This is a genomic window from Erythrobacter sp. HI0063 (genome assembly GCF_001635685.1).
Taxonomy (GTDB): Bacteria; Pseudomonadota; Alphaproteobacteria; order Sphingomonadales; family Sphingomonadaceae; genus Qipengyuania.
In genome coordinates this window covers 1-14,442 of record NZ_LWFF01000317.1, presented here as the reverse complement: position 1 = coordinate 14,442, position 14,442 = coordinate 1, and the positions used below count along the sequence as shown (strand labels likewise).

The following is a 14,442-nucleotide window of genomic DNA, read 5'->3' as shown; positions in this document are numbered from 1 at the left end:
GCTTAATTCGGCGGATGGATGATACCCAATCCGATTCGTCGCCGCCGGATCGCATGCCGCGCCGCAATGCCGACTATCGCTGGACGGTTCCAAAGGTTTCCGCCTTCCTGAAAGCACTGTCGGAATGCGGCAGCGTGGCGGAGGCTGCGCGTACCGTTGGGATGAGCCGTCAGGCCGCCTACAAATTGAAAGCGCGTTTGGATGGGGAGAAATTCCAGTCGGCATTCGAAGCGGCCCGCCAGCGCGGGCTGGCTGCGCGTGCGAAGGAACGGGCCGAACGCAAGAAGATGAAGGAACGGCCGCCCTCACCTTGGGACGGACCGGGTCTCGAGGCTCTCGATCATTTGCGATCCGGCAAGAAGGCGACAAGTGAAGAGCGGTAAAGCGACGCTTTCTCCTGCAAGATAACATTTAATTGTCAGTAAGGTTACGCTTTATTTCCCGATAGTGACGCCACGGGTTCGCAAGGTGGCATCCGCGATCAGGGCCCAAGGCGTCTTTGGAGAGGATCGTTTCTCCACCAATCCGAAACATGAAAAAGCCGCCCCGGGATGCGTCCCGGGGCGGCTTTCAACGCTTTAACGCTCGTGGCGGATTACGCTGCCGTAGCGAAAGCCTCTTCACCCAGAGCCATCAGGCTGTCGGATCCGGCCTCGAGCTTACGTCGCAGCGCGCCCGCGTCGGGCAGATACCGATCCATGTAATAGCGCGCGGTCGCCAGCTTGGCTTCGTAGAACGCCTTGTCGTCCCCGCCATCATTCAGCTTCTGCGCCGCGACCTTCGCCATGCGCAGCCACATCCAGCCGATCGAGACGATGCCCATGATGTGCATGTAATGATGCGCACCGGCGCCCAGATGATTGGGGTTCTGCATCGCGTTCTGCATGAACCACATCGTGGCCGCCTGCTGCTGGCCGAGCGCCTTTTCGAGTTGCTCTGCAAGCGGGGCGAGATCGGCGTTGTCCTTGGCTTCGGCGATATCTTCGCCCATCGCCTTGAAATAGGCCTGGATCGCCGCGCCGCCCTTGCTGGCGAGCTTGCGACCGCACAGATCCATCGCCTGGATACCGTTGGTGCCTTCATAGATCTGGGCGATACGCGCATCGCGAACGAACTGGCTCATCCCCCATTCTTCGATATAGCCGTGGCCGCCATAGACCTGCTGCATGTTGGTGGCGATCTCGTAGCCTTTGTCGGTACCGTAACCCTTGATGACCGGGGTCAGGAGACCGATCAGCTGGTCGGCTTGCTCGCGCTCTTCCTCGGTCTGTGCCGAATGCGTCAGATCGACCTGAAGCGCACCCCATAGGCACAGCATACGGAAGCCTTCGGTAAAGGCCTTGGCATCCATCAGCATGCGGCGCACGTCGGGATGGACGAAGATCGGATCGGCCTGCGCCTCGGGCTCGGCCGGACCGGTCAGCGCACGGCCCTGACGGCGATCGAGGGCGTAGGTGACGGCGTTCTGATAAGCGACTTCGGCCTGGCTGAGGCCCTGGATACCGACGCCGAGGCGTGCGGCATTCATCATGATGAACATGGCGGCGAGACCCTTGTTCTCCTCGCCGACAAGCCAGCCCTTTGCGTCGTCGTAGTTCAGGACGCAGGTCGCGTTGCCGTGGATGCCCATCTTGTGTTCGATCGAACCGCAGACGACGCCGTTGCGCTCGCCGACCGAACCGTCCTCGTTCACCAGGAATTTCGGCACTACGAACAGCGAGATGCCCTTGGTGCTGTCGGGCGCACCGGGCGTCTTGGCGAGGACGAGGTGGATGATGTTGTCCGCCATGTCGTGCTCGCCGGCAGAGATGAAGATCTTGGTGCCGGTAATCGCGTAGCTTCCATCGGCCTGCGGTTCGGCCTTGGTGCGGATCATGCCCAGATCGGTACCGCAATGCGGCTCGGTCAGGTTCATGGTGCCGGTCCATTCGTTGGAGATCATCTTGGGAAGATATTTCTCCTTCTGCTCCTGCGAGCCCTTGGCGAGCAGCGCGGAGACCGCACCGTTCGTCAGGCCGGGATACATTCCGAAGGCCTGATTGGCGCTCGACACGAACTCCTCGAACGCGAAGCCGAGGACGTGCGGCATGCCCTGCCCACCGAATTCTTCCGGCTGCGACAGCGTGCTCCAGCCCGCCTCGCGGAACTGGTCGTAAGCCTGCTTGAACCCCTTCGGCGTGGTGACGGAGCCGTCCTCATGGCGCGTACACCCTTCCTGGTCGCCCGAGAGGTTCAGCGGAGCCAGCACCTCGGCGCAAAACTTGCCACCTTCGGACAGGACCGCGTCGGTCACGTCGGGGCTCGCCATTTCGAAGCCGGGCAGATTGCCGTAGCTCGCCAAGTCGAGCACTTCGTTGATGATGAAACGCGCATCGCGGGTCGGGGCGGTGTAGGTTGGCATCGTGAGTCCTTGGATAATAGGAAAATTGAAGAGGAGAGCGGAAGGATCAGGAGTCGATCTCTTCGATATGGTCGATGAAGTCGGTCAATTCGGTGATCGAGCTGTCGATATCGTCGCGCTGACTTTTGAGCTTGGCGACATGCGCGCGGCATTTCTCGATCGTAACGCGGCGCTGTTCCACGCGGCCATCGCCCAGATCGTAGAGGTCGATCATCTCGCGAATTTCGGTGAGCGAGAAGCCGACATTCTTTGCGCGCATGATCCAGGCAAGCCGGGCCCGATCACGCTTCGAATAAATGCGGGTCAGTCCGACGCGCGACGGCGCGATCAGCCCTTCATCCTCGTAGAAGCGCAGGGCGCGCGCCGTGCAGTCGAACTCGGTCGTCAAATCCGAGATCGAATAGCGCTCGCGAGCCAGAGCGTCGGGCCGATCGAGCAGCGCACCGGAATTGCCGGCACGGCGCTGAAACTCATCCTTGTTCGGGTTTGCCGTCATGCCCAACTGTTTAGCAGCACCTTACGTAAGCGTCAAGCTTTGACGCTTTGGACAAGCTTCAGATCCGGTGCAGAGTTCCGTCTTCGAGACGGCGATAGAAACAGCTGCGGGCACCGGTATGGCATGTGGGGCCGAGCGGACGGCACCTGAGTACCAGCGCATCCTGATCGCAATCGACCAGGATCTCTTCGACCTTCAGGACATGGCCCGACGTCTCCCCCTTCTTCCACAATCTTCCCCGCGATCGGGAATGGAAGTGCGCGTCCCCGCTTTCGATCGTCGAGTCCAAAGCCTCGCGATCCATGAAGGCCACCATCAGGACCTCGCTGGTCTCGGCGTGAACCACCACGGCGCTCAACAAACCCTTTTCGTCGAATTTCGGCAGGAAATCGGTCCCCTGCTCGCGAGTGCGGGCATCGATCTGGTCAGCGCTCATCTGGTGTTCCTCGGCATCGCCTGTTGCGTCATGGCAACAAAACATGGGTAAAATTGAGCCCTAGCACGCATTGCTGTTTGATGAACCCGAGAGAGGTGAGATGTATGTCTTCGCAGCCCGCAAGGGCGGCCAACCGGATCGAAGGTGCCGCAGAATGCGCCAGGGTTCAGGGGTCGCGGCATCGCTGCCTGCTTCAGGGCAAGGCGCGGCCGCAAACGATGAGGGATTGGATCCAAGGCGCATGCTGGGGGGCTGCGCCGGTCTCGCAAGAGAGGGTTCGCATTGATTCGTCACGTGGCGCCCGGATCCTTCGCGGATCCGGGCGTTTCACTTGTTACGGCAGGCCGGGCGTCCAGCGCTTCGTCGAGAACGCGCGCGAAACAGCAGATGACGACCGATGCCGCGCCGGCTTTTTTGAGAGCCGCCACGCATGCGCTCGAGGTGGCGCCGCTGGTGAGAACATCGTCGACGAGGATCACCTCCCGTCCACGCAGTGTCTCGGCGTGCCGCGAATTGACCATCAAAGCACCTGACAGGGCGCGATGGCGAGCCTTCGCGCCCATTCCGCCGAGCGAGGGCGTGCGCTTGCGGCGCACCAGTCCGTCGACAATCAGAGTGCCATGGCCCAGCCCTGCAATGTCGCGCGCCAGCAATGCGGCCTGATTGAAGCCGCGATGCCACAACCGCCAGCGATGCAGCGGAACCGGAACGATCAGCCGCTCTCGCTCCGCAACGGGCAGCCGCGCCGCCATCAACCGCGCCAGCATCGGGGCGAGAGCGATCCGCCGGCCATGCTTGAGCGACAGCACCAGCTTACGCGAGACATCGGTGTAAAGCGTTGCCGCCACGATCCCGTCATGCCTTGGCGGCTTCAGAAGGCACGGCGCGCAGATCGCCCCGTCTTCGGGTCCATGCTCCCCGAAAGGGCGCTGGCAGGCCCCGCACGCCGGAGACGACGGGATCACCAATTGGTCCCAGCATTGCGCGCACAATCCGCTTTGGCTCGCCAGACCTGAGCCGCAAGCCGGGCAGCGGGGCGGATAGATTAGGTCCACTATCGGCGAGAACGTGTCGGCAATAAGCGCGCGGGCGGACATGCGCACAGTGCTGGACCGCTTGCGCCGCGCTGGCAAGCACGGCAGGGCTGGTACCATGGCCGATCGCCTCCCTCCCCGCATCTTCGCCCCTGCCCGTCGCCGTCACGCCTGGTCGCGCGCGCTGTCCCGAAACGACGCAGCGGATACCGCCCGCTTCGTCGAGGACGCGATCGTCGAGGATATGATCGAGCGGCTGGACTTCATGCGCGCAGCTCCCTCGCGAACGCTGGTCATCGGCGAATTGGGCACCGCATTATCCGATCGGCTTGCCAAGGCAGGAGACGTGGTGCGCGCCACGCCGCTCGATTTCAAGGAGGAAAGCCCGGTCGAAGGCGGCCCCTTCGATTTCGTCGCCAATCTCGGCACGCTGGCGAGCGTCAACGATCTGCCGGGCGCGCTGCTGCACCTTCGCACGGCGCTGGCTCATGATGGATTGCTGATGGCGAGCCTGGTGGGTGCTGGCAGCCTGTCGCATCTGCGCCGCGCGATGATCGCAGCCGAGCCGGACCGCGCCGTGCCTCGGATGCATCCGGTGATCGACACGCGCTCTGCCACCGCACTGCTCGAGCGCGCCGGATTTCGCCGCTTCGTGGTCGATAGCTGGCCGATCACCGTCGGCTATCGCTCGCTCGACCGGCTGGTGAGCGATTTGCGCGATCAGGGCCTCGGCAATCAGCTCGCCCAGCCCGGCCCGCCGTTATCGCGCGCCGCAATGGAGCGCGCGCGTACAGCGTTTGCGAGCGGAGCGGACGAGGACGGTCGCGTCGTCGAGAGCTTTGAAATCCTGACTCTGACCGGCTGGGCCTAGCCCGCCGACTGCTTGCGAAGCGCGGCCTGTGCCGCCGCGAGCCGCGCGATCGGCACGCGATACGGCGAGGCGCTGACATAATCGAGGCCGACGCTCTCGCAGAAAGCGATGCTTGCCGGATCGCCGCCATGTTCGCCGCATATGCCCAGCTTGATGGCCCCCCGCGTGGCTCGCCCGCGCTCCGCAGCCATTTCGACCAACTGCCCGACACCGTCGATATCCAGGCTGACGAAGGGATCGCGCGCGAAAATCCCCTTGTCGACATAGGGCGCGAGGAAGCGCGCGGAATCGTCCCGGCTCACACCGAGCGTGGTCTGGGTCAGATCGTTGGTGCCGAAGCTGAAGAATTCCGCTTCCGTGGCGATTTCACCCGCCATCAGGGCGGCGCGGGGCAATTCGATCATGGTGCCGACCAGATATTCGATCCGGCGGCCCATTTGCGCGAAAACCTCTTCCGCAACGCGATCGACCAGCGCGCGCAGGATTTCCAGCTCGCGCCTTGTCGCGACCAGAGGAATCATGATTTCGGGGACCGGAGCCTCTTCCGCCTCCGCCGCGACATCGCAGGCGGCTTCGAAGATGGCGCGCGCCTGCATTTCATAGATTTCGGGATAGGTGATCCCGAGCCGGCAGCCGCGATGGCCGAGCATGGGATTGAACTCGTGCAGCTCGTTCGCCCGGCGGCGCAAATGATCGACGCCCAGCCCGGTCGCTTCCGCCAGCTCGGCGAATTCGGCGTCGCCATGCGGCAGGAATTCGTGCAGCGGCGGATCGAGCAGGCGGATCGTGCAGGGAAGGCCCGCCATCGCGCGCAGGATCGCGACGAAATCCATGCGCTGTTCGGGCAGCAGCTTGGCGAGTGCGGCGCGGCGGCCTTTTTCGTCGTCTGCCAGGATCATCTGCCGCACCGCGCTGATCCGGTCGGCATCGAAGAACATGTGTTCTGTGCGGCACAATCCGATGCCCTCGGCCCCGAACTGGCGCGCCATCGAACAATCGCGCTCCGTTTCCGCATTGGTGCGCACGCGCATACGGCGGTGTTCGTCCGCCCATTCCATCAGCGTGCCGAAATCGCCTGCAAGCTCGGGCTCGATGGTCGCCACTTCGCCCGCCATGACTTCGCCCTTGGCGCCGTCGATGGTTATGACGTCGCCTTCCTTCAGCTCGCGCTGCCCGATGGTCAGCGTGCGTCCTTCGCGGGCGATTTGCACCTGCGATGCACCAGAAACGCAGGGCCGTCCCATGCCGCGCGCAACCACGGCGGCGTGGCTGGTCATGCCGCCGCGCGCCGTCAGAATGCCCTTGGCGGCATGCATGCCGTGAATATCTTCGGGACTGGTCTCGATCCGGACCAGGATCACCTTGTCGCCGCGATTGGCCCACAATTCCGCCGTATCCGCATCGAGCGCGATCTTGCCACTGGCCGCGCCCGGGGATGCCGGGAGGCCGGTGGTCAGGATGTCTCGCGGCGCATCGGGATCGAGCGTGGGGTGCAGCAATTGATCGAGCGCCATCGGATCGACGCGTAGGATCGCGGCCTTGCGGTCGATCAGCCCCTCGCCCACCATATCGACTGCCATCTTGAGCGCGGCCTTGGCAGTGCGCTTGCCGTTGCGGGTCTGAAGCAGCCACAGCTTGCCCTGCTGCACGGTGAATTCGATATCCTGCATGTCGGTATAATGCCGTTCCAGCAGATCGAACACGCGCGCCAGCTCGCCGAAGGCTTCGGGCATGGCCTCTTCCATGCTCGGGCGGTCCGCGCCGGCAGCTTCGCGCCGGGCCTTCGTCAGATATTGCGGGGTTCGGATGCCCGCGACCACGTCCTCGCCCTGCGCATTGACGAGCCATTCCCCGTAATAGGCTTTCTCGCCGGTCGAAGGATCGCGCGTGAAGGCGACGCCGGTGGCGCTGGTGTCGCCCATATTGCCGAACACCATCGCCTGAACGTTCACTGCCGTGCCCATGTCGTGCGGAATGTCGTTCAGGCGGCGGTAGATCTTCGCGCGTTCGGTATCCCAGCTGTCGAACACTGCGGCGATCGCGCCCCAGAGTTGTTCGATGGGATCCTGCGGGAACGGCTTGCCCAGCTCCTCGCTGACGATGCGCTTGTATTCGCCCACCAGCTCACGCCAGTCATCGGCTGACAATTCGGTATCGGCGTAGAAGCCGTTGTCTTCCTTGGCGATTTCCAGTGCTTCTTCGAACAGGCCGTGATCGACGCCCAGCACCACGTCGCCATACATCTGGATGAAGCGGCGATAGCTGTCCCAGGCGAAGCGGGCATCGCCGGACGTGTTCGCCAGCCCTTCGACCGTCTCGTCATTGAGGCCGAGATTGAGAACGGTGTCCATCATCCCCGGCATGGAGACGGCGGCGCCGGAGCGGACCGAGACCAGCAAAGGATCGGCCGCATCGCCGAACCGCTTACCCACCGTGCGCTCGACATGGGCCAGCGCCTCGGCCACCGCCTCGCGAAGATCGCTCGAAAAATCGGCGCCTTCGCGAAGGTATCTGAGGCATTCCTCGGTCGCGATGGTGAAGCCAGGGGGCACCGGCAGGCCGATACTGGCCATTTCGGCCAGGTTCGCGCCCTTGCCGCCAGTCACGGTCTTGTCCTTCTGCCTTGCATTCGTATGCGCGGCGTTCCCGCCGAATGTGAAGACCGTCTTATTCATTTCGAGCCCCGTCAGCTTTCAAAATATACACAGGGCGACGCCGAAACGCCGCCCGATCCGTTGTCGAGCGCCTAGCCTTCGATCCGCCCGAAATCCGCAACCTGGTGGACCGCATCGCGGAATCGGGCGAGAAGGGCGAGGCGATGGGCGCGCTTGTCCCGATCATCCGCATTCACCGTCACTTCTTCGAAGAAGCGGTCGATCGGCGCACGCAGGCTTGCAAGCGCATTCATCGCGGCGGCGAAATCCTCCTTCGCCAGCGCCTGTTTGGCGCGCGTTTCCGATTGGGACAGCGCTTCCATCAGCGTCTTTTCCGCAGGCTCGGGCGAGTAGGAAAGCGGCGTCTCGCGCCGTTCGGACATCTTGGCGTCGATTACGGCCTTCATGTCCGGATCATCGACAAGCGCGAGAGGATCTTCCTCGCCCGTATGCGCAATCTCGCCTTCCGGCCCCTGCCAATCCTCTTTCTTGAGAATGTTCGCGGCGCGCTTGTAAGCGGCGAGAAGGTCTGCGCCCTCGGCGGTTTCGATATAGTTCTGCAATGCTTTCACCCTCGCGAGCAGGCGGACGAGATCGTCCTCCCCTCCCAAAGCAAACACCGCGTCGATGAGATCGTGCCGAACGCCCGCCTCGCGCTGCTGGACCTTGAGCCGTTCGGCGAGGAAATCCGTCAGTTTTGTCGCAAGGGCGCGATGCGGGCGCCCTTCCCACGCGTGGACGATCTGATCGAGCGACAGCTTCAAATCGTTCGCCTGGACGAGACGCAGATATCCGAGCGCAGCCCGGCGAAGCGCGAAAGGATCCTTCGATCCCGTCGGAAGGATACCGATCTTGAAGAAGCTCAGAAGCGTATCGAGCTTATCGGCGAGGCTGACCGCGACGGTCAGGGGAGCGGTCGGCACCTCGTCGTCCTGTCCGATCGGCCGGTAATGATCTGCAATGGCATCGGCGACATCATCCGGAAGCCCCTCGGCCCGCGCGTAATAGCCGCCCATAAGACCCTGAAGTTCGGGAAATTCTCCGACCATTTCGGTGACCAGGTCGGCCTTGGAAAGCTCGGCGGCTAGTCGCGCGGCCTTGTGGTCGCCATTGGGCGCTTTGGCGTCGAAGACCAGCCAGTCGGCCAGCTTCGCCACGCGATCGACCTTGTCTGCGACCGTCCCGAGCTTCTCGTGGAAGGTGATCCGCTCCAGCCCCTTGGCGTGCTGGGCCAGCGTCTTCTTGCGATCCTGCTCCCAGAAGAAGCGTGCGTCGCTGAGGCGCGCGGCGAGCACCTTGCAATTGCCGTCGACGATCGCCGCACCGCCATCGCCCGCCTCGATATTGGCTGTGCAGACGAAGGCGTTGGCCAGATTTCCTGCGGTATCCTGGCACACGAAATATTTCTGGTTCACGCGCGCGGTGAGCTGGATGACTTCAGGCGGCACTTCGAGAAACGCTTCGTCGAAGCGGCCCAGGAGTGGGATAGGCCATTCGGTTAGACCCGCATTCTCGACCACCAGGCCCTCATCCTCGACCAGCGACAGGCCCGCTTCAGACGCGACCCTGGCCGCGCCGCTGCGGATCAGATCCTGCCGCTCCTCGTGGTCGACGATGACATGGCCTGCGCGCAATTTCAGCGCATAATCGTTGGTACTTCCGATAGTGATGTCGCCCGCGTGATGGAAGCGATGGCCGAGCGTGACAGCACCGCTGGTGACGCCGTGGACCTCACATGCGACCACCTCGTCACCCAGCAAGGCGACGATGCCCGACAGCGGGCGCACCCAGCGCAGGGATTCCGTGCTGAGCGAGACTTCACCCCAACGCATCGATTTGGGCCACGAAAAATCGCGAACGATGGCGGATATCGCCTCGCCAAGCAGGTCGCGCATTGCGCGGCCTGGCGTGTCGATCACGGCGAAATAGGTCGGACGCCCTTTGACGTCGCGCACTTCCAGCTGGCTCCGCGTCACGCCTGCCTTGCGGCAGAAGCCGTCTACCGCCGCATCGGGAGCGCCTTGGGGCGGCCCCTTGACCTCTTCGCTCACCGCCTGCGTCGCCTCGGGCAGGTGGCGTGCGATCAGCGCGAGGCGGCGCGGCGTGGACCAGACGGTGATATCGCCCACGGAAACGCCCGCCGCGTCCATCTCGCGCCGGAACAGCTTTTCCAGCTCGGCCCGCGCGCCCGCCTGCATCCGTGCAGGAATTTCCTCGCTGCGCAGCTCGAGGAGGAAATCACTCCGGTTGTCGGCGCCGCTCATTTCGACCACTCCGGATATTTCTCCGCCCAGCCGGGCGCTTCCTTCGCCATATGCGCCTCGCACGATCCGCGCGCCAGATCGCGCACCCGGCCCATATAGCTGGCGCGTTCCTGCACGCTGATCACGCCGCGCGCCTGCAACAGATTGAAGATATGACTGGCTTCGACCGCCTGTTCATACGCGGCGATCGGGACACTGGCGGCCAGCGCATTGCGGCACTCCGCCTCGGCCTTGGCGAAGAGGTCGAACAGGGTATCGGTATCCGCGACCTCGAAATTCCATTTCGACATCTGCTTCTCGTTTTCGAGAAATACTTGCCCGTAGCTCACGCCGCGCCCGTTGAAATCGAGATCGTAGACGTTGTCGACACCCTGGATATACATCGCCAGACGTTCGAGACCGTAGGTCAGCTCGCCCGCCACCGGCTTGCAATCGAAGCCGCCCATCTGCTGGAAATAAGTGAACTGCGTCACTTCCATCCCATCGCACCAGACCTCCCAGCCCAGCCCCCAGGCGCCCAAGGTCGGCGATTCCCAATCGTCTTCCACGAAGCGGATATCGTGCTTCAGCGGATCGATCCCGATCACGCCAAGGCTTTCGAGATAGAGGTCCTGAATATCGGGCGGGCTCGGCTTCAGGATCACCTGATACTGGTAATAATGCTGGAGCCGGTTCGGGTTCTCGCCATAACGACCATCGGTCGGGCGACGGCAGGGCTGGACGAAAGCCGCGTTCCACGGCTCCGGGCCGAGCGCGCGCAAGGTAGTCGCAGTATGAAACGTGCCCGCCCCCATCCGCATGTCATAGGGCTGAAGGATCAGGCAGCCCCCCTTGCTGCTCCAGAAATCGTGGAGCGCGAGGATCATGTCCTGAAAGGAGTTTTGCGGGTTCCGGTCCATGACGAGCGGCCATGCCGCAGGTGCGAAACGGGGTCAATGTCATGGGGACCGGCGAGGGGATGAGGACCGCGAATTTCTCCATCCTGTTTCGACCTTTCGGATTGCGCGGATTTTCGGCATGACCATTCACGAAATATTCGATGACGGGCAGCGATAGCGGTTCTTTAAGACAGACGCGGCCAGTTGCCCGATCGCCAGAGGTTTCCAGTCCAATGCACCGCTTCTTCGCGTTTTCTGCCGGCATAGCTGCCCTTCTGATGGCGCCTGCCGCCTGGGCGCAGGCCACTCATGCGAAACCGGTCCGAAGCGATGAAGCATTTGCTGTCCCTGCTTTCGTCCAGGATTACGATCCGAAGCCCGCAATCTGGAAATTGGCGGACGAGGACACGACCATCTATCTGTTCGGGACCTTCCACGTCCTTCCCGACGGGTTTCGCTGGCGCAGCGCCCGGTTCGACAGCATCGTGGAAGACGCCGACGAACTGGTGATCGAAACCAGCGATGCGGACAGCGAAGCAGGCTCCCAGGCCCTGATGGTTCGGGTGCTGTCCGAAATGAAGGATCGCGTCCCGACATCGAAGCGGCTCTCTCCCGAAGCCGGCGAGAAATGGCTCGCGCTGGCAGAATTGACCGAGATGCCGCCCGCGATCTTCGACAGGATGCCGCCGATGCTTGCCATCATGGCAGCGGGCGTGGGCCAGCTCGACATGATGGGCTCGGAGTCCGAGAACGGCGTCGAGACGATCCTTCAATCGGAATTCGCGGAGGCGGGCAAGCCGATCGGATCGATCGAGGACAGCAATGATGTCCTCACCAACATCCTTTCCATCGATGAGGACCTGTTGCTTGCCCAGCTGGAAACTGACCTGATCGCCTGGAATGGCGAGGATTCGGAAAGCTTCTTTCTTGGCGATGGCGAGGATGCCGATGGGCTGGATCTCGCTCTCGAACACGAGTGGGCGAAGGGCGAAGAGATCGACGACCTCGATTTCGGCGAGGGGGAGTTCGGCGTCCTGTTCGAGAAGATCCTGCTCGAAGACCGCAATCGGGCCTGGGCCGGGTGGCTGGACAAGCGGCTCGATCGCCCCGGAATCGTGCTGGTCGCCGTCGGCGCCGGACATTTCTTCGGGCCGACATCGGTTCAGGCGATGCTCGCAGAGCGGGGCTTGTCTGCCGAGCGGATCGATTGAATTCCATGCAGCGATTGCCCATTTTTCGCCGTGTCGCAGGTGGCCTCGCTCTCTTCGGGTTGATGGCCCTCGCCGCCTGCGGATCGGAACGGCAGGCGGAGCCCGAAACCAAGGCAGAGCCGATCCTGTGGGAGGTGGTCGACGATGCGGGAGCGGTCGAAGGGTGGCTGTTCGGCACGATCCACGCATTGCCCGATGGCGTATCCTGGCGCACGCCACTGCTTGAAAAAACCATCGAGCAAGCCGATCTGCTGGTCGTCGAAGTGGCGGGGCTCGATAACGGCAGCGAGCTGACCGACATTTTCGTAAGCCTCGCCTTCGACGATCCGCCCGGACCGCTGGCCGAACGGATCGATCCGGCCCTGCGCAGTCAGTATGAAACGCTGCTGACCAAAGCCAAGGTGCGCAGCGACCATTTCGACGCCATGGAAAGCTGGGCCGCCGCGCTCACGCTGGCGCAAGTGGCGCAGGCGTCGAAAAGCGAGAACGGCGTCGATCGCGCTCTGATCGGCGACTTCGAAGGGCGCGAGATCGTCGAAATCGAGGGCGGCGAGCGCCAGCTCGGCATTTTCGACACTTTGCCGGAGGCGGAACAGCGCGACCTGCTCAACGCCATAATCGCCGAGACCCGCGAATACGACGACGATATGGGTCGCCTCGCCCGCACCTGGAGCGAAGGCGATGGAGAGGCGCTGGCGAAATTGACGCGCGAGGGCATTCTGGCCGATCCGGAGCTTTACGAAGCGCTCCTCGCCGGACGGAACCGGGCCTGGACCGCTCAGCTGGAAAACCTCTTCTCCACGCAGAGCAAGCCGCTGATAGCGGTCGGCGCAGGCCATATGTTCGGCCCCGATGGCCTGCCTGCCATGCTGGAAGCGCGCGGCTTTACGGTGCGCCGCATCCAATAGCCGTCGGATGCGGGAAAGCTTGCGTTTCCGGCCCACCCCGCTATAGCGCCGCGCTTCGGACCCGCCATGGTCATCCCTGGAGGCGTGGCGTCCGACACGTACAAGCAACTCAACGCATACTCGAAAGGCAAGACCCATGAGCGACGCTCTGACCCTGCCGGCCGAAGCGCGCGAACGGGCTGGCAAGGGAGCCTCCCGTCAATTGCGCCGCGAAGGTCGTATTCCCGCCGTGATCTACGGCGGCAAGGAAGATCCCGTGATGATTCACGTCGAAGAGAAGGAATTGGTCCGCCAGCTCGGCACCGGCCACTTCATGAACTCGATCGTGAGCATCGAAATCGGCGGCAAGACCCTGCGCACCCTTCCCAAGGATGTCGCGCTTCACCCGGTCACCGACCGTCCCGAACATGCGGACTTCCTGCGTCTCTCGAAGGGCGCCAAGGTCGAAGTCAACGTGCCCGTGGTCTTCATCAACGAAGAAGCGAGCCCCGGCCTCAAGAAGGGCGGCGTTCTGAACGTGGTCCGTCACGAGCTGGAACTGGTCTGCGACATGGATGCGATCCCCAGCGAAATCGAGATCGACGTCACTGGCAAGGAAGTCGGCGATTCGATCCACATCAGCGAAGTCGACCTGCCCAAGGGCAGCGAAAGCGGGATCACCGATCGCGACTTCACGATCGCCACGCTGGTCGCTCCGTCGGCGCTCAAGAAGAGCGAAGGCGCCGAAGACGGCGACGATCAGACCGGTGCCGGCATGGAGCCGGGCGAAACCGCCGCGACCGAACAGGGTCCGGACGACGACGCCGCTCTGGAACAGCAGGAAAAGAGCCCCGAATAAGGGTTTTTCTCCCGATACCGAAAACGAGACACCGGCCTGGCGACAGGCCGGTGTTTTCGTTTCATGCAGCGGTGCGGTTCGATCCGCGACCGGGCCGCACGGAAGGAGCAGGTCATGCGCAGAGTGCTGGTTTTGGGATCGCCGGGGGCAGGCAAATCGACCTTCGCCCGTGCCCTCGCCGCGCTCACCGGGCTGCCGCTGATCCATCTCGATGCCCATTATCACCTCCCCGGATGGCAGGAACCGGATCCGGCGGAATGGGACGCGCGCCTTGACGGGCTCATTGCGGGCGGGACCTGGATCATCGACGGAAATTTCGGCAGCAGCCTGGACCGGAGGCTGGCGCGGGCCGACACGGCCATCCTGCTCGACTATCCGACGCTGGTCTGCCTGAGCCGCCTGTTTCGCCGCATCGCCACGCTGCACGGCACCGTGCGGCCCGATGCCCCGC

The 14,442-nt window shown here is 63.2% G+C and carries 13 protein-coding genes and 1 pseudogene; 6 read left to right on the top strand and 8 right to left on the bottom strand.

From position 1 onward, the window contains the following. Nucleotides 1-14: 14 nt before the first annotated feature. Nucleotides 15-383 carry a hypothetical protein gene (locus A3736_RS12225; RefSeq protein ID WP_067683355.1) on the top strand — a complete coding sequence of 123 codons (369 nt, stop codon included), beginning with the start codon at nucleotides 15-17 and terminating at the stop codon, nucleotides 381-383. 212 nt (nucleotides 384-595) lie between these two features. Here the strand turns inward: A3736_RS12225 and A3736_RS12220 are convergent, their stop codons facing one another. From A3736_RS12220 to A3736_RS18290, 5 genes and pseudogenes are all read right to left on the bottom strand, one after another. Further along, a complete protein-coding gene (locus A3736_RS12220) occupies nucleotides 596-2,401 on the bottom strand; it encodes an acyl-CoA dehydrogenase C-terminal domain-containing protein (RefSeq protein WP_067683353.1) in 1,806 nt (601 codons plus the stop codon). 46 nt (nucleotides 2,402-2,447) lie between these two features. Beyond that, nucleotides 2,448-2,897: a MerR family DNA-binding transcriptional regulator gene (locus tag A3736_RS12215; protein WP_067683351.1), complete on the bottom strand. Its 450-nt coding sequence runs from the start codon at nucleotides 2,895-2,897 to the stop codon at nucleotides 2,448-2,450. Nucleotides 2,898-2,955: 58 nt separating this feature from the next. After that, complete coding sequence (gene hisI / locus A3736_RS12210) at nucleotides 2,956-3,333, bottom strand: phosphoribosyl-AMP cyclohydrolase (RefSeq protein ID WP_067683345.1); 378 nt, start codon at nucleotides 3,331-3,333, stop codon at nucleotides 2,956-2,958. Nucleotides 3,334-3,623: 290 nt separating this feature from the next. Further along, nucleotides 3,624-4,181 (bottom strand): ComF family protein, encoded by a 558-nt coding sequence (locus tag A3736_RS12205; RefSeq protein WP_369815450.1) that lies wholly within the window; start codon nucleotides 4,179-4,181, stop codon nucleotides 3,624-3,626. 39 nt (nucleotides 4,182-4,220) lie between these two features. Next, nucleotides 4,221-4,430: pseudogene (locus A3736_RS18290) on the bottom strand (double zinc ribbon domain-containing protein); the annotation flags it as partial. 55 nt (nucleotides 4,431-4,485) lie between these two features. On the opposite strand from A3736_RS18290, the gene A3736_RS12200 reads away from it, so the two are divergent. Beyond that, nucleotides 4,486-5,238 carry a methyltransferase domain-containing protein gene (locus A3736_RS12200; protein WP_067683342.1) on the top strand — a complete coding sequence of 251 codons (753 nt, stop codon included), beginning with the start codon at nucleotides 4,486-4,488 and terminating at the stop codon, nucleotides 5,236-5,238. Here the strand turns inward: A3736_RS12200 and ppdK are convergent. The 3 genes from ppdK to A3736_RS12185 form a co-directional block, all read right to left on the bottom strand. After that, a complete protein-coding gene (gene ppdK, locus A3736_RS12195) occupies nucleotides 5,235-7,913 on the bottom strand; it encodes a pyruvate, phosphate dikinase (protein ID WP_067683341.1) in 2,679 nt (892 codons plus the stop codon). The two genes, A3736_RS12200 and ppdK, sit on opposite strands and share 4 nt — an antisense overlap. A 71-nt stretch (nucleotides 7,914-7,984) precedes the next feature. Then, nucleotides 7,985-10,156, bottom strand: a complete 2,172-nt coding sequence (glyS, locus tag A3736_RS12190) for a glycine--tRNA ligase subunit beta (protein WP_067683381.1) — start codon at nucleotides 10,154-10,156, stop codon at nucleotides 7,985-7,987. Continuing rightward, a complete protein-coding gene (locus A3736_RS12185) occupies nucleotides 10,153-11,055 on the bottom strand; it encodes a glycine--tRNA ligase subunit alpha (RefSeq protein ID WP_067683339.1) in 903 nt (300 codons plus the stop codon). The genes glyS and A3736_RS12185 overlap by 4 nt, the downstream gene beginning before the upstream one ends. Before the next feature lie 257 nt (nucleotides 11,056-11,312). On the opposite strand from A3736_RS12185, the gene A3736_RS12180 reads away from it, so the two are divergent. The 4 genes from A3736_RS12180 to A3736_RS12165 all read left to right on the top strand — a co-directional run. Next, the gene (locus A3736_RS12180; protein WP_197465596.1) at nucleotides 11,313-12,245 is read left to right on the top strand and encodes a TraB/GumN family protein; all 933 of its coding nucleotides are present in this window, start codon (nucleotides 11,313-11,315) and stop codon (nucleotides 12,243-12,245) included. A 5-nt stretch (nucleotides 12,246-12,250) separates the two neighbouring features. After that, the gene (locus A3736_RS12175; protein ID WP_067683337.1) at nucleotides 12,251-13,153 is read left to right on the top strand and encodes a TraB/GumN family protein; all 903 of its coding nucleotides are present in this window, start codon (nucleotides 12,251-12,253) and stop codon (nucleotides 13,151-13,153) included. A gap of 136 nt (nucleotides 13,154-13,289) precedes the next feature. Further along, nucleotides 13,290-13,991, top strand: coding sequence for a 50S ribosomal protein L25/general stress protein Ctc (locus tag A3736_RS12170; protein WP_067683335.1), 702 nt, complete (start codon nucleotides 13,290-13,292; stop codon nucleotides 13,989-13,991). 114 nt (nucleotides 13,992-14,105) lie between these two features. Continuing rightward, the coding region (locus A3736_RS12165) for an AAA family ATPase (protein ID WP_156502112.1) at nucleotides 14,106-14,442 on the top strand (337 nt) is incomplete at its 3' end.